The organism is Mesorhizobium sp. M0074, from assembly GCF_040322975.1.
In the GTDB taxonomy this organism is placed as follows: domain Bacteria; phylum Pseudomonadota; class Alphaproteobacteria; order Rhizobiales; family Rhizobiaceae; genus Mesorhizobium.
The window spans coordinates 44,854-64,555 of record NZ_JAMYUM010000002.1 but is presented as its reverse complement, the minus strand read 5'-3'; the positions used below and the strand labels follow the sequence as shown (position 1 = coordinate 64,555).

The 19,702-nt window shown below is 61.3% G+C and carries 16 protein-coding genes and 1 pseudogene; 14 read left to right on the top strand and 3 right to left on the bottom strand.

Annotation, left to right across the window (positions count from 1 at the left end; genetic code table 11):
- The first annotated feature begins 215 nt into the window (after positions 1-215).
- Positions 216-1,487: an O-antigen ligase family protein gene (locus tag NKJ73_RS03345; protein ID WP_023676305.1), complete on the top strand. Its 1,272-nt coding sequence runs from the start codon at positions 216-218 to the stop codon at positions 1,485-1,487.
- A gap of 127 nt (positions 1,488-1,614) precedes the next feature.
- On the opposite strand, the gene NKJ73_RS03340 is transcribed toward NKJ73_RS03345, so the two are convergent.
- Together NKJ73_RS03340 and NKJ73_RS03335 are read right to left on the bottom strand one after the other, a co-directional pair.
- On the bottom strand, positions 1,615-2,826 hold the full coding sequence (locus NKJ73_RS03340; RefSeq protein WP_084641075.1) for a polysaccharide biosynthesis/export family protein: 1,212 nt from the start codon (positions 2,824-2,826) through the stop codon (positions 1,615-1,617).
- A 207-nt stretch (positions 2,827-3,033) separates the two neighbouring features.
- A complete protein-coding gene (locus tag NKJ73_RS03335; protein WP_023676307.1) occupies positions 3,034-3,711 on the bottom strand; it encodes a sugar transferase in 678 nt (225 codons plus the stop codon).
- Positions 3,712-4,269: 558 nt separating this feature from the next.
- On the opposite strand from NKJ73_RS03335, the gene NKJ73_RS03330 reads away from it, so the two are divergent.
- The 8 genes from NKJ73_RS03330 to NKJ73_RS03295 all read left to right on the top strand — a co-directional run bounded on the left by NKJ73_RS03330 (position 4,270) and on the right by NKJ73_RS03295 (position 13,083).
- On the top strand, positions 4,270-4,590 hold the full coding sequence (locus NKJ73_RS03330; protein ID WP_352454700.1) for an exopolysaccharide production repressor protein: 321 nt from the start codon (positions 4,270-4,272) through the stop codon (positions 4,588-4,590).
- 455 nt (positions 4,591-5,045) lie between these two features.
- Positions 5,046-6,068, top strand: coding sequence for a glycosyltransferase family 2 protein (locus NKJ73_RS03325; protein ID WP_023676309.1), 1,023 nt, complete (start codon positions 5,046-5,048; stop codon positions 6,066-6,068).
- Between the two features lie 270 nt (positions 6,069-6,338).
- A complete protein-coding gene (locus NKJ73_RS03320) occupies positions 6,339-6,740 on the top strand; it encodes a hypothetical protein (protein WP_023676310.1) in 402 nt (133 codons plus the stop codon).
- A 132-nt stretch (positions 6,741-6,872) separates the two neighbouring features.
- Entirely contained in the window at positions 6,873-7,739 is an 867-nt protein-coding gene (exoK, locus tag NKJ73_RS03315; protein WP_023676311.1) for an endo-1,3-1,4-beta-glycanase ExoK, read from the top strand.
- An 85-nt stretch (positions 7,740-7,824) separates the two neighbouring features.
- Complete coding sequence (locus NKJ73_RS03310) at positions 7,825-9,156, top strand: UDP-glucose dehydrogenase family protein (RefSeq protein ID WP_023676312.1); 1,332 nt, start codon at positions 7,825-7,827, stop codon at positions 9,154-9,156.
- Positions 9,157-9,187: 31 nt separating this feature from the next.
- Positions 9,188-10,267 carry a glycosyltransferase gene (locus tag NKJ73_RS03305; protein WP_352568351.1) on the top strand — a complete coding sequence of 360 codons (1,080 nt, stop codon included), beginning with the start codon at positions 9,188-9,190 and terminating at the stop codon, positions 10,265-10,267.
- A gap of 69 nt (positions 10,268-10,336) precedes the next feature.
- On the top strand, positions 10,337-11,623 hold the full coding sequence (locus NKJ73_RS03300) for a glycosyltransferase (protein ID WP_352568350.1): 1,287 nt from the start codon (positions 10,337-10,339) through the stop codon (positions 11,621-11,623).
- The gene (locus NKJ73_RS03295) at positions 11,620-13,083 is read left to right on the top strand and encodes a lipopolysaccharide biosynthesis protein (protein ID WP_352568349.1); all 1,464 of its coding nucleotides are present in this window, start codon (positions 11,620-11,622) and stop codon (positions 13,081-13,083) included. Before NKJ73_RS03300 ends, NKJ73_RS03295 begins: the two co-directional genes overlap by 4 nt.
- A gap of 222 nt (positions 13,084-13,305) precedes the next feature.
- Here the strand turns inward: NKJ73_RS03295 and NKJ73_RS03290 are convergent.
- A pseudogene (locus tag NKJ73_RS03290) lies at positions 13,306-14,358 on the bottom strand (polysaccharide pyruvyl transferase family protein); the annotation flags it as partial.
- A 302-nt stretch (positions 14,359-14,660) separates the two neighbouring features.
- On the opposite strand from NKJ73_RS03290, the gene NKJ73_RS03285 reads away from it, so the two are divergent.
- From NKJ73_RS03285 to galU, 5 genes are all read left to right on the top strand, one after another.
- On the top strand, positions 14,661-15,833 hold the full coding sequence (locus NKJ73_RS03285) for a glycosyltransferase family protein (protein WP_352568348.1): 1,173 nt from the start codon (positions 14,661-14,663) through the stop codon (positions 15,831-15,833).
- An 11-nt stretch (positions 15,834-15,844) separates the two neighbouring features.
- Entirely contained in the window at positions 15,845-16,837 is a 993-nt protein-coding gene (locus NKJ73_RS03280) for a glycosyltransferase family 2 protein (RefSeq protein ID WP_352568347.1), read from the top strand.
- On the top strand, positions 16,837-17,787 hold the full coding sequence (locus tag NKJ73_RS03275; protein ID WP_352568346.1) for a glycosyltransferase family 2 protein: 951 nt from the start codon (positions 16,837-16,839) through the stop codon (positions 17,785-17,787). Before NKJ73_RS03280 ends, NKJ73_RS03275 begins: the two co-directional genes overlap by 1 nt.
- Positions 17,777-18,727: a glycosyltransferase family 2 protein gene (locus tag NKJ73_RS03270; protein ID WP_352568345.1), complete on the top strand. Its 951-nt coding sequence runs from the start codon at positions 17,777-17,779 to the stop codon at positions 18,725-18,727. The genes NKJ73_RS03275 and NKJ73_RS03270 overlap by 11 nt, the downstream gene beginning before the upstream one ends.
- A gap of 75 nt (positions 18,728-18,802) precedes the next feature.
- A complete protein-coding gene (gene galU, locus NKJ73_RS03265) occupies positions 18,803-19,699 on the top strand; it encodes a UTP--glucose-1-phosphate uridylyltransferase GalU (RefSeq protein WP_352568344.1) in 897 nt (298 codons plus the stop codon).
- Positions 19,700-19,702 lie beyond the last annotated feature (3 nt).

Sequence of the window (19,702 nt, the reverse complement as noted above, 5' to 3'; positions counted from 1 at the left end):
ACTGCCTTCTGGCCAAATCGTCTCGCCCGGTATGGAGAGAACGGCTGGAACGACGCGCCCGGTTGGCATCCGGGTGACAGGCGGCGCCGGATGGGTTATATTGCACTGCACAATGCGAGCGCCTGCAGGCGAGGCTCCCATCGATCCGACGAATCGGCCCACGAGCGGCCCATGAAATCGGCATTGAGCTGCAAGGACGGAAAACCGCTATCGAGATGAAGATTCCAAAATCTCTGTTGATCGATCCGGACAAGAACACGGTCTATGGCAGCTTTGCCGTTGCCGTCTCGATCTGGGCGTTCTCCTACTCGACCATTTTCGGCCAGGCCATGATCCTGGCTTATTATGCGGTCTGGCTACCGCTCATCCTGGTCGACTACCGCAAGATATTAAGGCACGCTTCCAGCGCCTGGCTTCCGCTGGCCTTTGCAACCTATGTCTGCTTCTCGGTGTTCTGGTCGGCGGCTCCCGGCACCACGGCAAGAACGGCCGTCCAATATTGCTCCCATATCGCCTGCGCCTACATTGCCGCGCGCACCGTCAGCGTCCGGACCTTGACCATAGGCGCCCTGATCGGGATTTTCGTCGTCCTGCTCTACTCGCTCAAGGTCGCAAGTTATTCCTACGACGTTCTCGACGGGACGTATAATTTCGTCGGCGCTTTCAGCTCCAAGAACCAGATCGGCTTTGTCGCATCGCTCGGCATTTATTTCTGCGTTGTCTACCTCGCCTTTCTCAGGCGCGGACGCATAAGCTTTTTGTTGATTGTACCGATCGTCCTTCTGTCGGGCTATCTGCTGGTCGTGTCGCATTCGGCCACTTCGATGGCGTCGACCCCGGCGGTTCTCGCTCTGGTCGCCCTGCTTTCCATCGGCAAGCTGCTTTCGCTCCGCCATCGCCGGGTGATTTTCATAATCGGTGCGGGCGGGCTGGTCGCCTGCACCGTGATTGCGCTGAATCTCGGGCTGATGGACTTTGTCCTTGGCCTTTTCGGCAAGGATTCGACGCTCACCGGACGAACCTACCTCTGGCAACAGGGCTGGAATGCCGCGCAGCAATCGCCCATCCTCGGCGTCGGCTACGCGGCTTATTGGGTGCAGGGCTTCTCCGAGGCCGAGCGGCTGTGGAACGAATTCTATATCGCCGCGCGAAGCGGCTTCCACTTCCACAACACCTACATCGAGACCTTGGTGGAACTCGGCTTCGTCGGCGCGACACTGCTTTCGCTGATCATCCTGCGCACGCTCTGGGGTCACGTCTCGGCGCTGATATTCAGGACATGGCAAGCCGACTCCGTGATTCTTGCCGGCGTCATGGTGCTTCTGTTCATCCGATCCTTCGTCGAGGTCGAGACCCTCAATCCCTACATCATGGGATCGTTCCTGCTGTACTACAGCTACTTCAAGCTGGTGAGGGTGCCGGCCGTCGCTCCTTCCCGGTGGAGCGCCGTGAACCATCTCGAGGAACCGGACGCCGTGCGAGGCTAGAGCGGGCGGATCCAGGCGGTTCGTTGCCCGAAGGCCGCCTTGTTTTCTGACCCATAAGATCCCAAACGCAAAAACCCCCCGCAGACCGCTGCCTGCGGGGTTGGTGCTTTGCTCCGGTGGAAAGAAGCTACTGGATGGCCATGGGCGCCGGTTTGACCTTGATCACGTCCCCTGGCAGCACCGGCGTGTCTTCATCGGCGGTGATTTCGCTGGTCTTGCCGTCGACCACCCGCACCAGGGAAAATGACAAGGCCGCTGGTTCGTTGTTGCCGTAGAATTGCGGCATGGGGCTGCCCGACAAGGCTTCGGACATCAAGGCCTTTTCCATATTCAGCTTCAGCGTCACCTCGTTGAGATCGGCTTCCGTCTGTTGCCGGTCGGTCGCGAGGCTGGAGTTCTGGGTGTTCTCGAGATCGATGGCGTCCTGGGTGGCCTTGCTGATCGACTGCTTGGCCGTGAGAATCGCCGTTTCGTAATCCAGGATCTGGCCCTCGAGGTCGGCGATGGTTTGCTGCGAGTTCAAAACCCGCGTGTTGACGACCAGCCCCTTTTGCGCCAGCGAGCCGATGCCGTTGAGCTGCTCCTTCGCCAGATCAACCTGCTTCTGCTGGTTGACGATCTTTTTCTGCAGCGAATCGATCTCGCTTTGCAGCAGTGCCTTCAAATCGTCGAGCGCCTGCAAGCGCAGCTTGAGTTTCTTCTGGTCGGCCGCCAGGATCGCCGTCTCATCGGCAACGATGCTGGGCAGCTTCGGATCGTCGGCCACCTCTTTCGGCACCGCGAATGTCGGCTTGTCCGCTAGTTCCGCTTCGATGCGGGCGCGCTTGACGGTCAGCCTGACCAATTGGTCTTGTAGTACGTCGAAATTGCCCTTGGCATTGATCAGGTCGCGGTCGTAGCGCTGTCCGCTCTCCGGGTTCCGCCGGGCTCCGCCGGCAATGCTCATCGCTTTCAGCACGGACAACCCAGGCACACAAGGATACTGGCCGGGCGATTGCACCTCGCCAGAGATGTAGAATGGCCGGTACTGCGCCATTTCGACGGAAGCCTCCGGCTTGTCGGCCAGAGCGAGCTTGCGCTGCAGCGCCTCACCGAGCGATGCCGCGATCTCCGAAGTCGTCTTGCCGGATGCGGGCATCTCGCCGACGAAGGGAACCGACAAGGTTCCAGCGGGGCCGACCGTGTATTCTCCATTGATGGCCGACCAGTCACGGAACGTGCCTTCGACGGTCTGCCATTCCGCCACGCGGATGGTCAGCTTGTCCTGTGCTCCTAGGCGATAGTCGTCGGCGAAGGCAAACTGTGGCAGGGCTAGCGACAGCGTCAGGCCGGTCGCCATTGTAAGGCAAGTCGTCAAAAGCCGTACTCGCCGCATGCGTCTGGAGAGAATGCCGGTGCAAAAGATATCGATTATATCTGCTTTCAACTGAGCGTTTCCGATCTGGTTTGCCCCGCCCGATGAGCTGCCGATGCCTGAGTTAGGGGCCTGAGTTCTGGGCCCGAATTCTGGACAGTCGCTCCTCGATGCACGGCCAGCAAGCGGCCGTCAGTAGCAGCCTCGCGACATCCAGACCGCAGGTACGGTCTTGATGATGATGCGAATGTCTTCGAACATCGACCAGTTCTCGACATAGTGCCTGTCGAATGCGACGCGGCTGTCATACGAAACATCGTTGCGTCCGCTGACCTGCCAAAGCCCGGTGAGGCCGGGGCGCGATTTCAGGTAATAGACGGCCGAATTGCCATATATCTCCAGCTCATCGCGCACCACGGGACGAGGCCCGACCAGGCTCATATCCCCCTGCAGGATGTTGATGATCTGCGGCAACTCATCGAGGCTGAGCTTCCTCAGCACCGCTCCGACGCGCGTGATCCGCGGGTCGTTCTTCAACTTGCGGGTCGCTATCCATTCGGCGTTGGCCTCCGGATTCGCGGCGAGATAGGCAGCAAGCACCCGCTCGCCGTCTGGAACCATGGTGCGGAACTTGAGGCACGGAAAAATCCGTCCTCCGCGGCCGATTCGGCTGTGACCATAGAAAATCGGCCCGCCATCGGAAAACCTGACAAGCAGCGCTATCATTACGAACAGCGGGCTGAGAGCGACCAGGCCGATCAGCGAACCGACAATATCGAAGCTGCGTTTGAGCAGGCCGCCAATCGGTGGCGGAAAATCGACGCCGGCCTGCGAAAAATCCGCATCGGCCGGCTTGGCTACGTCCCTCATGCGTAAACTCCATACGTTGAACGGATGGTTTACCGCACGATACCAAAAAAATGTTGCAGCGCAACACACAATTTCTCAGACGGCTGTAATAGTCGCGTCATGAACTGACTAAATAATAAACTCGTCCTGCACAAAATTTCCCATTTATGTCGCAAAAGAGACAGATTATGGGCAATTTTGGAAAAGCTAGTCCAATTTTTGGGCTGATTTTAGGCGAATCGCTCTTTATACCCTCCTGTGGAGCTTTGCCGTCATTTAGAATTTCAAGATAATGACTGATGTTATGATAAAATACTATTCAATATTATGAATCATACTGGAGCGAGTCGATATCCGGCAATCAGTGGTGATGCCGACGTGTGCGTTGCACCATGGCAGAGTCGATCCCGAGGATTCGTTTAAAATTTATTCCGCAGCTGCCCTTGCCGCCTATTGCGCGGCTCAATAGAGTTGTAAATTGTTTCTGTCGGACTATGGACAGATTGGGCTAGGCCGGAAGCAACCGGCCAGACGCGGGCAACCTAAATAAGCTCGCAGAGTTTAAGGGAGGTGCTCGGGGTGGGCTTGTCGACATTTTTTCCCGAGCCGGTTGATGGGCTATCGGGTATGTCACTGCCAAAGTTCATTATCGGAATGTGTTTTGCGCTGGCGATCGTGATCGTCTGGTCCTATTTGGGCGGCGCCTCGCTCGGTACGACGCTGTTTCGCGTCATCGGCTGTGCCATAGTCATCCAACTGGGTTATTTTCTGCTGGTCTTTGCCATGGTCGCCAGAAATGCCCCGACCCCGGCCGACAAAATTCGCGACGCTGAACGAAAGCTGAGTTCGAACGAAGCGGCCGAAGGCGAGAAACTCAGCGCCAGGAGAGGCCTTCACTGATTTCGGGCCTGGCCGCGGTCTGCGATGTCCATATGACCTGTGGTTAAGCTCGCCGGTCCTCTGACGAATTGCTCGCCTCAACAACACCGGCAGTCGGCATTCCTGTTCTTTCAATTCCTTGACACTGCGGGCCTCGACGCGCTCGCTCCGCCCCGCCGCCGTCCGGTCGGCGAGGATCAGCAACTGGTTTCTGCCAGTCGAGCGCTCTATAGAGCGTGTAGGAACGGCTCTGCCAAAGCGGCGCATTTCTGGAGCCATCCCGATTGAGGCTCGCCGCCTGCCCAACCGGGCCATGACACCCAGCAAAATGAAAAACTGGACGGCGCCGATGATTTTGGCGATGCTTGCTTCGCACTTGCAGCATAGGCGTTTGGGCCGATGCATTTCAGAATGGGCGGTGGGGCATTGAGCGGACGGGGCGAGGAAATCCGCAACGACTTCTGCAATCGAGAGGCATGTCCATGACATCATTCCAGGTCTGCGTGATCATCGCCGCCCGCAATGCGGCGCGGACAATCCCGGCTGCCATTGCATCGGCATTACGCGAGCCTGAGGTTGCGGAAGTTGTCGTCGTCGACGACGCGTCCACCGACGATACCGCGAAAGTCGCCCACGCGGCCGGCGACGGCACGGGCCGCCTTTCCGTCATCCGCTTCGACGTCAATCGCGGCCCATCCTTTGCACGCAACGCCGCGATAGCCGGTTCCAGGTCGCCGTTCATCAGCATTCTGGACGCTGATGATTTCTTTTTCGAAGGCAGGTTTCACAGACTGTTCGCCAGCACCGATTGGGATTTCGCCGCAGACAATATCATGCTTGTCAGGGATGACGCGGCAACCGACGTTTCGAAAATCGTTGCTCCACCGTTCTCGCCCGAGCCGGAATTCCTCGATTTCGAGGGTTTCATCGACGCCAACATCTCCAGGCGCCGTGTGCAACGCGGGGAACTGGGCTTCCTCAAGCCAGTGATCAGCCGCGCCTTTCTCGATCGGCATGGGCTGCGCTACGACGAGAAGCTGCGCCTGGGTGAAGACTATGAACTCTATGCGCGCGCGGTTGCCCATGGCGCGCGCTTCAAGGTCATCAAATCCTGTGGCTACGGCGCGATCGTGCGCGCCGATTCGCTGAGCGGACGGCACAAGACCCAGGACCTGAAGCATCTGGCCGATGCCGACCTGGCACTGCTTGCGATCGACAGTTTGCCGGAGGCATCGAAGGCTGCGCTGAGAAGGCACGAGCGGCACATCCGCGACAAATACCGGTTGCGGAAGTTTTTAGACGTGAAGGCTGAGCGCGGGCTGGCGCCGGCCGCGGCCTACGCCTTGGCCGGCTCGTCCAACCTCACAGCCGTCGTCCGCGGCGTCGCCTCCGATAAGCTGGATGCGCTGTTTCGCCGCGCCGGCCTCGCCGCGAAGCGTCAGCATGTGCCGCCGCTGCGCTTCCTCATGGCCGGAACCAGCACGGCCAGCGAAAGCTAGGCCCGTCAACGTGCGACGGCGGTAGCTACTCCCTTACCCTTCGGTCGGCTCGGACGGTTTCAACGAGATTCATGAGTTTACGATCTAGGTGGTTGCCTATCCGCGCAGGGAATGGCAATCTATGTTGCGGTGCAGCAATTTTGGACGGCCAACCGAACTGGCCCAAGATATCCCCCTGTCAGAGGAGCTGGACGATGCAAGAAATGTCTTTTGAACGCGGACGGGCGCCAAGGCCGGTCACCAGCTCGACGATGATGGGGCGCTGACTGCATGGCCTCGATCTTTCGCTTCCGATCGAGAGATCCGGCGCGCGACACGCAGACCGACACCTCGCGCCTCGATCGCTTGGCAAAGCTGCTGGACCAGATCTCGGCCGAGGTCGAGGCAGAGAAGAACGGGCTTGAGAACCGCTACAGGACAACGGCTACCAATGCCGCCTTCCTGGTCGAGGCCATGGAGAACGGAGCGGTCTCCTCCCGCAAGTCCTCCGAAGTCGGCGAACTGACCAGGTCGATCCTGAATTGCGAGCGACGCATCGCGGCGCTCTCGCGCCAGAAGCAGATGATGAAGGATCTCCGTCATTCGCTGGATGAAATCTTCGATGAGAATCGGCAGAACGGCCCCGACATAAGGACCGATTTTGTGAAGCCCGCCGATTCCGGCACAGGCTGAGCGAACACCCCGAGTCGGCGCAATGGTTTTAGGCACAACACGGAGCTTGGGAGCGACAGAGGTCAAGATCAGGTTGTTTCGTCACGGTTCGAACGATCGCTTTGGGGGCGCACAGCACAAGGTGAGTTTGATATGAACGCAGATCCTAAAAGCACGCCCGCCCCGGCAACCCGAGGCACCCCGTTCACGCGCCCGATCCCAGGCAAGCTGCGGCGGCTCCGTTCAGACGGCGCGTTTCTGCTGGTCGTTCTCGGCAGCATGGTTGCGGGCCTGGTCCCCGTGCGCGCCCAGGATCTCCCAACCGCGCCGTCCTTTGTCGATGATTTCACCAGCCTCAGTCGCGCGCGCTGGTACATTTCCGACGGCTGGACGAACGGCAAGCATCAGAACTGCACCTGGTCCAAAAGCCTGATCGGGCTTTCCGACGGCATGCTGACGCTCGGTTTCGAGAAGCGCAAGCTGAAGGATCGCGAATTCGCCTGCGCCGAGATCCAGACCAAGCAGCGCTTCGGCTACGGCACTTACGAGGCGCGGATGAAGACCGACACGGGCTCCGGCGTCAACGCGGCATTCTTCAGCTTCGTCGGCGATGCCGACAAGCAGCCGCATGATGAAATCGACTTCGAGGTGCTGACCAAGGACACGTCCAAGGTTCAGGTCAACGCCTACATAGCCGGCAAAGGCAAGAACGAGAAACTGGTCGACGTCGCTGGCGGCACCGACAAGGCCTTCAACGACTACGCCTTCGTCTGGGAAAAGGACCGGCTGCGCTGGTACGTCAACGGCAAGCTTGTCCACGAGATCACCGATCCGGCGAAGCTGCCCACCCATTCGCAAAGGATCTATTTCAGCCTTTGGGGCAGCGATACAATGAAGGGCTGGATGGGGCCGTTCTCCGATCCCGGCCGCAAGCTCACCATGCAGGTGGATCGCGTTGCATTCACCGCACTTGGCCAGCCCTGCCAATTCCCCGAATCGCTGGCATGCAACACAAACTAGAAGCGCATCTGAACCGGCCGGGCCGAAGGTGGTCGGAAAACCGAAGCTCGAACAGGCCCGAAACCTTGAACAGGAATGAAACCGAATGAATTTGACTGTCTTTGGAATCGGCTATGTCGGTCTTGTACAGGCGGCGGTGCTTGCCGAAGTCGGCCATCAGGTGGTCTGCGTCGACATCGATGCAAAAAAGGTCGAGCGGCTCAACCAGGGTCATGTCCCGATCTTCGAGCCTGGGCTCGAAAGCATGGTCAAGGAGAACCATGCCGCCGGCCGCATCAAGTTCACCACCGACGCCGCCGCGGCGATCAAGCATGGCCAGATCCAGATGATCGCCGTCGGCACGCCGCCGGGCGAGGATGGTTCGGCCGACCTCAAATATGTGCTGGCCGTCGCCGAGGCCATCGGTCGTGAGATGGACGAGCCCAAGATCGTCGTCGGCAAGTCGACCGTGCCCGTCGGCACCTGCGAAAGGATAAAGGCCAGGATCGCCGCAACGCTGAAGGCGCGCGGGCGCGAGGATCTGGCTTTCGACGTCGCCTCCAATCCGGAATTCCTCAAGGAAGGGTCCGCTGTGAGCGACTGCATGAAGCCCGACCGGATCATCGTCGGCACCAGCAACGAGGACACCGAGGCGGTGATGCGCGAGCTCTACGCGCCGTTCAACCGCAACCACGAAAAGATGATCGTGATGGATGTGCGCAGTGCCGAGTTCACCAAATACGCGGCCAATTGCATGCTGGCGACCAAGATCAGCTTCATGAACGAAATGGCCAACCTAGCCGAGCAACTGGGTGCCGACATCGAGGAGGTCCGCAAGGGCATCGGCAGCGACCCGCGGATCGGCTACCACTTCATCTATCCGGGCCTCGGCTATGGCGGCTCATGCTTCCCGAAGGATGTGCGTGCCCTGATCAAGACCGCCGAGGCCGTCAAGTTCGACGCCAAGCTGCTGCGTGCCGTCGAGGAGCGCAACAACCAGCAGAAGTCGGTCCTGTTCGAGAAGGTGGACCGCTATTTCAAGGGCAATCTCAAAGGCAAGACATTTGCGCTGTGGGGCTTGGCCTTCAAACCCAATACCGACGACATGCGCGAGGCCCCGGCCCGCACGCTGATGGAAGCGCTCTGGGCCGCTGGTGCCAATGTGCAGGCCTATGATCCGGAGGCGATGCAGGAATGCCAGGCGATCTACGGGCTGCGCGACGACCTGCAACTGTGCGGCACCAAGGAGGCCGCGCTGCGAGGCGCCGATGCGCTCTTGATCGTGACCGAGTGGAAAAGCTTCAGCGCGCCGTCTTTCGATGCGCTGAAGAACGCGCTGACCACGCCCGTCATCTTCGACGGACGCAATCTCTACGACCCCAAGGTCATCGCCCGCCACGGCATCGAATACCACAGCATCGGCAGAATGGCGGCGTGACGCTAGGGCGGTCCAGCAAGGAGCCAGGTCCATGAAAGTTCTGTTTGCGGGCGGCAACGGCTACACGCCGCAGTTCAGCGGTGGCGTTCAGTCGAGCACGCATCATCTGGTCGAGCAGCTGCGCGAGCACGGTCATGACGCCTCGGTTCTGGCGGCGCTGTTCGGTGACGGCATGTTCGGCTTCAAGGCGCGCGCCAAGATGAAGCTGCTTCGCCAGCGAGCGGTCATCGACAGCTATCCCGGCTATCCGGTCGTGCGGGCATGGTTTCCCTGGGAGGCGGCGCGCTTCGCGGTCGAACGGCTCGATCCCGATGTCGCCGTCGTGCAGTGCCACAAATCGGTGCCGATCGGAAAGGCGCTGCAGGCGCTCGGCGTGCCGCTGGTGGTCTATCTGCGGAACGTCGAATTCCACGAACTGGCCGGCGACCTGCGCGAATTGCATTCGGCGCTTTATATCGCCAACTCCGAATTCACTGCGCGCACCTATAAGGAAAGGTTCGGCATCGATTCGACCGTGATCCCGCCGACCATCAATCCCGGGCTCTACAGCACGCCGACCACCGGTGAATTCGTCACGCTGATCAATCCTTACAATGAAAAAGGGTTCGAACTCGCCGTGCGCATCGCCGGCCAATGCCCAGAAATTCCGTTCCTGTTCGTCGAAAGCTGGAAGCTCGACGACGACCATCGGGCGCAGATCGAACAGATCATCGCCCCGCTGCGCAACGTCAGGCTGGAAAGCCGCACCAGCGACATGAAGACCGTCTATGGCCGCACCAAGATTCTGCTGGCGCCCAGCAAATGGGAAGAAGCCTGGGGGCGGGTGGCATCCGAGGCCCATTGCAGCGGCATTCCAGTCGTCGGGTCCCGTCGCGGCGGCCTGCCGGAAGCGATTGGCGCCGGCGGCGTGGTGCTCGACTATGATGCACCGCTCGACGACTGGGTCGCCGCGGTCAGGCGACTATGGAGCGACAAGGCCGAGTACGATCGGCTGTCGGCGGCGGCGCAGCTGTTTTCGGAGCGGCCCCAAATGAACCCCGACAGCCAGTTCGCGACTTTTCTCGGCGTTCTCGACCGCGCCAGGCAAGGCGCGCTGGAGCGTGCCGCCTGATGCATTTCGTCCAAAGCCATGCACGTTGCCAAAAGCCGGCTCTCGCGCCTGACCGGGGTGGGAGCTGCCTTGGGACAAAGACACGCACAACACCAGACGCTTGAGGCGCCTCGCACGGTGGCGACGGGCGTCAGCCCTCATCCGCGCGAGCAGATCGCCGACCGGCCTCGAAAGATCGTCCATCCGATGAAGATTTGCTTCGTAGTTGATAAGTTCCCCTCTTTGTCGGAGACCTTCGTCCTCGACCAGATAGAAGGGTGCCTCGAGCGCGGCATGCAAGTCGGCGTCGTCTGCAACGAGACGTCCTTCGGCAAGGACAGCAACATCGACGATCGCCGCTGGCAGGCTCTCCCTGGCAAGGTCGTCTGCTGGTGGGGCGGGCTGGGGCGCTTTCGCCCGACGCTCAGGAGATGGTCGGGCAGGTTCTGGGATAAGCTCTCGACCGCTATCGACATCGCTTTTGCGCGCAAATTGCAGAACGCCGATGTGATCGTCGCGCATTTCGGCAATAACGGCATGCGCGTCGCCCGCGCCATGAAACGAGGCCGGATTTCCGCTCCGCTGGTGACCATATTCCACGGCCGCGATGTCGGCGAACCGCTGCATGACAACACGCTCACGCGCTACAAGGTTGTCTTCGACAAGGGCGTTCTCCAGCTCCCGGTGAACGCGTTTTTCCGCGACGCCCTGATCGGCGTCGGAGCACCCCCGGCGCAAGTCATGGTTCACCATATGGGCGTGCGGCTCGGTGAGATCGGCTACCATTGGCGTTCCTGGGACCGGGACACGCTGTCCTTCATCTCGGTCTGCCGGCTGACCGAAAAGAAGGGCATCGAATTCGCCCTTCGCGCCCTCGCCAGCCTGCCGCGGCGCGACTGGGTCTATTCGGTGATTGGCGGCGGCGAATTGCTGGAAGAGTTGAAGAAGCTCGCCGCAAATCTCGGCATTGCCGACCGGGTGACTTTCCTCGGGCCGCGTCCGCACGCCGAGGTCAAGCAGTGCCTGCGCGATGCCCACGTATTCCTGCTGCCCAGCGTTGCCGCGCGAGACGGCGATCTCGAGGGTATTCCGGTGGCGCTGATGGAGGCTATGGCCGCCGGGCTGATCGTCGTCAGCACCTATCACTCGGGCATTCCCGAACTGATCGAGGATCAGGAGACAGGCTTCCTCGCACCGGAGCGAGACGTTGCGGCGTTGGCCCGCAAGCTTGTCTGGGTGGCCGAGAACCCGGACAAATGCGAGCGCATCGCACGTGCGGCGCGCCGCAAGATCGAGCAGGATTTCAACGCGGACGTACTCAACGAACGTTTTGCGCAGATCGTTGCCCAGCTGGCCGAAGCCAGGCAGCCGGCATGAACGCCAACCCGCCCCCCCAGTTCGGTCGCGTCGCCCTGCGCGGCGGCGTGGTGACGATCGGCGCGCAAGGCTTCAAGATGGCGATCCAGTTTCTCTCCGTCATCGTGCTTGCGCGTCTGCTCGTGCCCGAGGATTTCGGCCTGGTGGCTTCCGTCGGGCCGATCGTGGCCTTTGTCGGGCTGCTTCAAAACCTTGGCCTGCAGCAGGCCGTGGTCCAGCGCAAGGATATCAGCACCGAGCAGCTCAACCAGGTATTCTGGATCAGTGCGCTGGTGGGGCTGGGCAGTGCCGTGGTGGTTGCATGCCTGGCGCCCGCCATCGCTGCCTTCTATGGCGATCAACGCATGGTCGGGATCACCATCGGCTCTGCCTTGCCGCTGCTGCTTGGCAGCCTCGCCGCGGTGCCGCTGGCGCTGATGAACCGTCACTTGCGCTTTGGCCAGCTCGCGCTGAACGACGTGATAACCGCTGCTGCCGGACTTGCGACTACCGCAATCGCCGCCTATGCGGGGCTGGGCTACTGGTCGCTGGTCATCGGCCCTGCGGTATCGGCTGTTGTCGCGCTGGCCGCGGCATGGCAGGTGGCGCGCTGGACGCCGTCGCGGCCGGACCTGAAGGTCGATACCGACATATTGTCCTTCGGCGCCAATCTGACCGGCTTCAATCTGGCCAACTTCTTCTCGCGCAATCTCGACAACATCCTGATCGGAAAATATTCGGGCGCGATCGAGCTCGGCTATTATGACCGCGCCTACAAGCTCCTGCTGTTTCCGCTGCAGAACATCAACCAGCCGCTGACACGCGTGATGGTGCCGCTGCTGAGCCGCATCCATGAGGACAAGGCGCGGTTTCGCGACATCTATGTGCGAACCAATTGGATGCTGGCGGCCATCACTATGCCCGGCATCGCGGCGCTGACGCTGACGTCGGACCAGGTCGTCGGGCTTCTCTTCGGCGAGCGCTGGACAGCGGTGGCGCCGATCTTCGCCTGGCTGGGCATCGCCAGCCTGATCCAGTCCGTCTCGAGCACCACCGGCTGGATCTTCATCTGCCAGGGCAAGACCAAGACCATGTTCCACTGGGGCATCTACTCGTCGCTGACGACGGTCGCCGCCTTCATCATCGGCCTGCACTGGGGCGCCGTCGGTGTCGCGGCGGCCTATGCGATCAGCGGCTATGTGCTGCGCGTCCCGGTGCTTGCCGTTCTTGTCCACCGGGTCGGCCCGGTGACCGCAGCCGACTTCCTGGTCATGCAGGGACTTTTCATCGCGTCGTCGCTGCTTGCCTGGTCCGTGTACCGCGAGTTGCCGGCATCGCTGACCGGCCAGTCAGACCTGCTCGCGGTGGTCCTGGCGGTTGCCCTCAATTATTCGATCGGCCTGGTCCTCATGCTTGCCCTTCGCCAGTCGCGCAGCGCCCTGTTCACCACGCTTTCCAGCGCCATGCGCAACGCCCGCTAGGCCGGCAATCACCGGCCTCAAAAGCTCACCTGCCGACATCGCCGACGCATGCTCCTCAAGCACTGCCTGAAGGCTCGTCCTGCGATAGAGGTCGAGATTGGCGGTAAGTCTGCCGAGCTTCTCGCTCGCTTCCTCGGGCGTCACCGTGTCGATGTCGAGCAGCAGGTCGGCGACGCCGATCCGCTTGGCGAGTTCCTTGGTCTTGAATTCATAGGCGATCGGCAGCACCGGCGTGCCGACGCAGAGCGACATGATCATCATGTGCATGCGCGTTGCGACAACGAAGTCGAAGCCTTTCACCAGTGCCATCAGTTGCTCCGGCGTGTGGAACGAAGCGTCCACGCTGACATGCTTGGCGATCTCCGGATCGAGTTCGGCAACGATAGCCCGCGCCGTCTTGGAATCATCATGGGCGTATTCCGGCACGCCCTGGCAGGTGGAGACGAAGGTGACCTCCTTGGCGTGGTCCCTGACCAGGATGGTCGCGATCGCGCGGATCGAGTCGATGTAGCGGCGCATGCCGCCCTCGCCGTCGCTGACATAGTTCCAGTGACGGACGGAAATGGCGACGCGGCCGGTGACGGTCGCCGACTGGCCGGAGGCCAGAATTTTTCCGATCCTGTCGGTGTCGGCCAGGGCAAAGACGGCGTCGGCCACGACGTGGCATTTGCCGGGGTCTTTCACCATGTCCACAATGTGGCCTCGCGAACGTTCGTCGCGCAGCAGGATGAGCGGGCTCCGATCGAAGATTGGGCTCAACTCCTGGCGATTGTAACTTTTGTTGAACGGGCCGAGCGATTGCGTGAAGAAGACGGGGTCCTTGCCCAGAATCGCGTCGATCCGGAATTGATTGAGTCGCCGTTCCAGATTGTAAGTCTCGACAAGATAGGTTCCGCCTGTCGTGACCACGAGGTCGGCGTCTTTGTAGATCTCGAGACCACGGCGATTGCTTGAGCTGAACAAACGCCCGAGAACGCCGCGGATGCCGAACCGCCGCAGGGCATTGAGGACGAGCCGATTGTAGATCGGCTTGAACAGGTTCTTCAGCCCGCTGCCGTATTTGTAGCGGAACAGCGATTCCGACAGCAGCTTGTGGAATTCGAGATCAGGATACTCTTTCTTCGTGTAGAGCCTCGCCGCCACCTCCGGCTGGCTGTCGAAGACGTAGAACTGGATATCGTCTTGCACGATCGTCTTGAAAACATGGCGGATCGCCAGGAGAATCGCTGCATCCCCGGTATTCAGGCAGACGGTGTTTTCAACCGCGATCTTCATGGAATGACCTCATTTCGTGAGTAGTCCCGTGCTTCCATCGACGGGTGCGAAGGGGCGGATTGCAGGCGGGTTGGCCGAAAATGCTGCACGCCAAGGATGGTCCTCGCGTCGTGATTATTGGCGCGCAGCCCGATGGCAGGCCAACGCGCGGTCCATGTGGCCCAAGCAGAGCGAGATTAACCCATCGATTTTGCAGTGCAACAAAAAACGGGGATCTTTGCTACGCTGCAACCAAAAATGTTGCGATGCAGCAAGAGCTGTACTAGCATTGTCGCGGGCGGGCCAACAGCGGTCGAGTTTTCATGCTGCATGTCTTGTACTTGGTACACGACGTCTCCGACCCGGCAGTGCGCCGGCGGATCATAATGCTCAAGGCAGGCGGCGCCCAGGTTACGCTGGCGGGCTTTCGTCGTACGGCAAGCGCAGTTGCTGATGTCGAGGGCTTGCAGCCGATCGATCTCGGCCCGACTCGTGATGGCCGATTCGCCCAACGTCTGGCCGCGATCATGAAGGCAGTCGTCTCGACCGGCTCGAAGCTGGGCTCAATGCCACGGCCCGACCTCATTATCGCGCGCAATCTGGAAATGCTGGCGCTTGCCCGCCGCGCCAGGTCGGCTTTCCAGGCAACGGTGCCGATCGTCTACGAGTGCCTGGATATCCATCGCCTGCTGCTTCGCGACGATCCGCTGGGCTGGGCGATGCGCGGCGCAGAACGCTTCCTGGCCAGGGATGTGAAGCTTCTGGTGACCAGCTCTCCGGCCTTCATCGCCAACTATTTCAAGCCGTTCGGACAGATTGCCGCCCCGGTCGAACTGCTCGAAAACAAGTATTTCGAGCCAGCCGCGGCCTCGCTGGATGACCGCGCGGCGCCGGAGAACCCCGTAGCGCCGCCTTGGCGGATCGGCTGGTTCGGGGCGCTTCGCTGCCGTCGCTCCCTGGAGCTTCTGGCCGAATTTTCGCGCCGCCTCGACGGCCGCTTTGAAATCGTCCTCAGGGGCCGGCCGGCGCTGTCCGAATTTCCCGATTTCCACGGTTTCGTCGAATCGGAACCCTGGCTCTCGTTTGGCGGGCCCTACCGCAATCCCGAGGATATGGCGGCGATCTATCGCGAGGTCCACTTTTCCTGGGCCATCGACTTTTTTGAGCAGGGCCTGAACTCCGAATGGCTGCTGCCCAATCGGCTCTATGAGGGCTGCCGCTTCGGAGCCGTGCCGATTTCGATGGGAGCCACCGAAACCGGCCGGTTCCTTGACCGGCAAGGCATAGGGGTTCTTTTGCCAGAAGCCACGCCCGAGGCGCTCGAAGCCGCCGTCGGCACGATGGAGCAGCATCGGTTCGAGACATTGAGGGCGCGTGTTCTCGCCCGCAATCCGCGCATATGGAGCTACGACCGCGCCGATTGCCGGGCGCTCGTCGAAAAGCTCCGCGGGCTGACTGCGGCTCCCGGTCCATATGCTGCCGAAGCATTGGCATAGAAGGACTGCCGATGACGCAAACCGAAATTCCATCCTGCATGATCGTGGTTCCGTGCCTGAACGAAGCAGCCCATATCGGCGCGTTGCTTCGAGAGCTCCGCCCTGCGGCCGAGAGGCTGGGCGCCGTGATCATCGTTGCCGATGGCGGCAGCACGGACGGCACCAGGACGATCGTCGCGGACATCGCCGCAAAAGATCAGCGGGTGATCCTGCTGCACAATGAAAAGCGCTTGCAGAGCGCGGCAATCAATCTCGCCGTCGCCAGGTTCGGGGAAGGCGTCGACTATCTCATTCGCATCGACGCGCATGGCGGCTATCCTACGGATTATTGCGACCGGCTGGTCGAAGAAGCGCAGGCCACCGGTGCGGATTCGGTCGTCGTCTCGATGCTGACCAGTGGCAGCGGCATGGTTCAGAAAGCAGCGGCAGCGGCGCAGAACTCCAGGCTCGGCACCGGCGGCTCCAAGCACCGGCATCTTTCGGCGGGGGAATGGGTCGATCATGGCCACCACGCACTGATACGGATATCGGCCTTCACCGCGGTCGGCGGCTATGACGAAACCTTCAGCCACAATGAGGATGCCGAACTCGACTATCGGCTCCGCCAGGCCGGCTACCGCATCTGGATGACCGGCAAGACGCAAATGGTCTACTACCCGCGCTCCTCGCTGAAGGGCCTCTATTTTCAATATCTCGGCTATGGCCGTGGCCGGGCGAAGAACGTTCTCAAGCACCGCATGATCCCGAAGATCCGGCAGATGGTGCCGCTTCTGGTGTTCCCCGTGGTTCTTCTCGCCGCCTTTTCCTTCGTCCACTGGCTGGCGGCCGTGCCGCTTTTGCTATGGGCGTCGGTCTGCCTCGGCTACGGCTTTTGGACCGCCGTCAGCCAGCGCAAAGCCGACATTGCGCTTGCCGGGGTCTCGGCAATGGTCATGCATTTCGGCTGGTCGGTCGGTTTCTGGCTGCAACTGCTCGCACCGCGACCGCAGCGCGGGGTGGCGTGATGGACCCCCTCAGGAAAAATCGAAGCATCGATATCTGCGTCTGCACATTCCGCCGGCCGGAGCTTGCCGACACGCTTCGCTCCATAGCGGTCATGGACATGCCCGCGGGGTTCGACGTCGGTATCGTCATCGCCGACAACGACGATACGCCGACGGCCGGAACGCTGGTCGCCAAGCTGGCGGGGGAGTTGAAGCTGCCGGTGACCTACCGGCACGCCCCGGCCCGCAACATCTCGATCGCGCGCAACGCTTGCCTCGATACCAGTGCGGCGGATTTCGTCGCCTTTATCGACGACGACGAGACGGCCACCGCTGGCTGGCTTGCCGAACTGGTGGCGACGGCGGAAGCAACAGGTGCTGCGACGGTGCTTGGGCCGGTGCAAGCCCGTTACCTGCCGGATGCGCCCGCCTGGATGCGCAAAGGCGATTTCCACTCGACCTTGCCGGTCTGGGTGAGCGGCGAAATCCGCACCGGCTACACCTGCAACGTCCTGCTCAGGATTGGCGCTGAGAGCCTGCGCGGCCGGCGCTTCAGCCTGGCACGTGGCCAGACCGGCGGCGAAGATACGGAATTTTTCGACCAGATGGTCAAGTCCGGCGGCCGCATCGCCTTTTCGCCGGAGGCTTGGGTCGACGAAGCGGTGCCACCTGCCAGGGCGGCATTCGACTGGCTCGGCCGCCGCCGGTTCCGCGTTGGGCAGACGCACGGTCATCTTCTGGGGCGCAACGCACACGGCCTTGCCCGGCTCAAGCAGGTCGGCATTGCCGCGGCAAAGGCCGCCTACAGTTTCCTGTCGGCAATTCCGGTCGCCATCGACCCCGTACGTCGGAACCGCAGCCTGCTTCGCGGCATTATGCATGTCGGCGTCGTCAGCGGCCTCGTCGGGGTTCGTGAAATCCGCCAATACGGCCTGTCTTCGCCGCAGCAAGGGGGCAAGCGTGCAGCCTGACGTGAGCTTCGTGATTGCCGCCTACAATGCCGAGGCGACCATCGATCGGGCGATTGCCAGCGCCGTCGCCCAGCGCAATATCAGCGTCGAGGTCATCGTCGTCGACGACAAGTCGCGCGACCGGACGCTCGACCTGGCGAGATCGTACCCCGAAGACATCGTACGCGTTGTCGCGCTTGAGCAAAACCGTGGCCCCGGCGGCGCCAGGAATGCCGGCCTTGAGCTTGCACGCGGCAGGTGGGTCGCGGTCCTCGATTCCGACGACGCGGTCTATCCCGGGCGACTCTGCACCATGATCGAACGCGCGGAGAAAGCGGGCGCCGAGATCGCGGTCGATAATCTGCAGGTCGTTCGCGAGGATGGCGTTGCCGAAGAGACGATGTTCCCGGCCGACTATCTGGAAGGCCTCGGTTCAATCTCGCTGGCGGATTTCATCGGCGGCAATGTCCTCTTCGAATCGAGGTTCAATCTCGGCTACCTCAAGCCGATCTTCCAGCGCCGGTTCCTGAACGAGAACGGGCTTCGTTACGATGAAAGCCTGATCATTGGCGAAGACTATATCCTCCTGGCCAGTGCTCTGGCTAAAGGCGGCAATTGCGTGGTCGAGCCGACGACGGGCTATATCTACCACATTCGCACCGGTTCCATCTCCCGGGTGCTCGAACTTCATCACGTCGAGGCGATGCGCAGGGCCGATGCCACCTTCGCCGCGACCCATTCCATGGATGCTGCGGCCGAGGCGGCGTTCGCCAGGCGCGCTCGCAGCCTGCGCCGGGCGGCATCATTCCTGTCGCTGGTCCAGCACATCAAGGCGCGGTCCCCGCTCAAGGCGATATGGACGGCGCTCAGCGATCCGGCGGCGGTTCGGCATATGAGCATGCCGATCGCCGTCCGGCTGCGAAGGGTAGCGGCACAGTTTGCCGTGGTGGCGGGGAGGTGAAGGGCTGCAGGTGAATGAAGACAGTTTCGCCGCCTGCGACAGGGTTGAAATCGATCTCCTCAGAAGGAACATGCAATGAAAAAAGTCAGGAAGGCAGTCATACCGGTGGCGGGGCTCGGAACGCGGTTCCTGCCGGCGACCAAGTCCATGCCGAAGGAAATGCTGCCGGTGGTCGACAGGCCTGTCGTGCAATATGCGGTTGACGAGGCGTTCGAGGCCGGCATCGAGCACATCGTCTTCGTCACCGGCCGCAACAAGGCGGTGATCGAGGACTATTTCGACCTACATCCTGAACTGACCGGAACCCTGGAGCAGAGCGGCAAGAAGGCGCAACTCGAATCGCTTGAAAGCCTGCTTCCCGTCGCCGGCGCGACGAGCTTCATCCGCCAGCAGTCGCCGCAAGGCCTCGGCCATGCCGTCTGGTGCGCGCGCGAAGTCATCGGTGACGAGCCCTTCGCATTGCTTTTGCCGGACATGGTGTCCTTCGGCGGGCGCGGGTGTCTCGCCGAGGTCGCCGATCTTTATGCGCAGACTGGCGCAAACGTTATCGCCGTCGAGCGTTGCGATCCGACCGAGACCAGCAAATACGGCATTGTCGGGCGCGGCGCTGATGTCGGCACGGGCTTCGAGGTGACGGCCATGGTCGAAAAGCCGGCTCCTGCCAACGCGCCGTCGAACTTCTACATCAACGGCCGCTACATCCTGCAGCCCGAGATATTCTCGTTGCTGGCCAGCCAGCAGCGCGGCGCCGGCAACGAAATACAACTGACCGACGCAATGGTGCGTCTCGCACAGACCCAGGCCTTCTTCGCCCAGCCTTTCGACGGCCGCATGTTCGACTGCGGTTCGAAGGAGGGCTTCATCCAGGCCAATGTCGCTTTCGCGCTGGCGCGGGAGGACATGAAGGGCCCGATCTTCGAGATGCTGCAGGAATTCGTACGGTCGCATCAGCGTCGGGAAGAAGCCGCATAATGT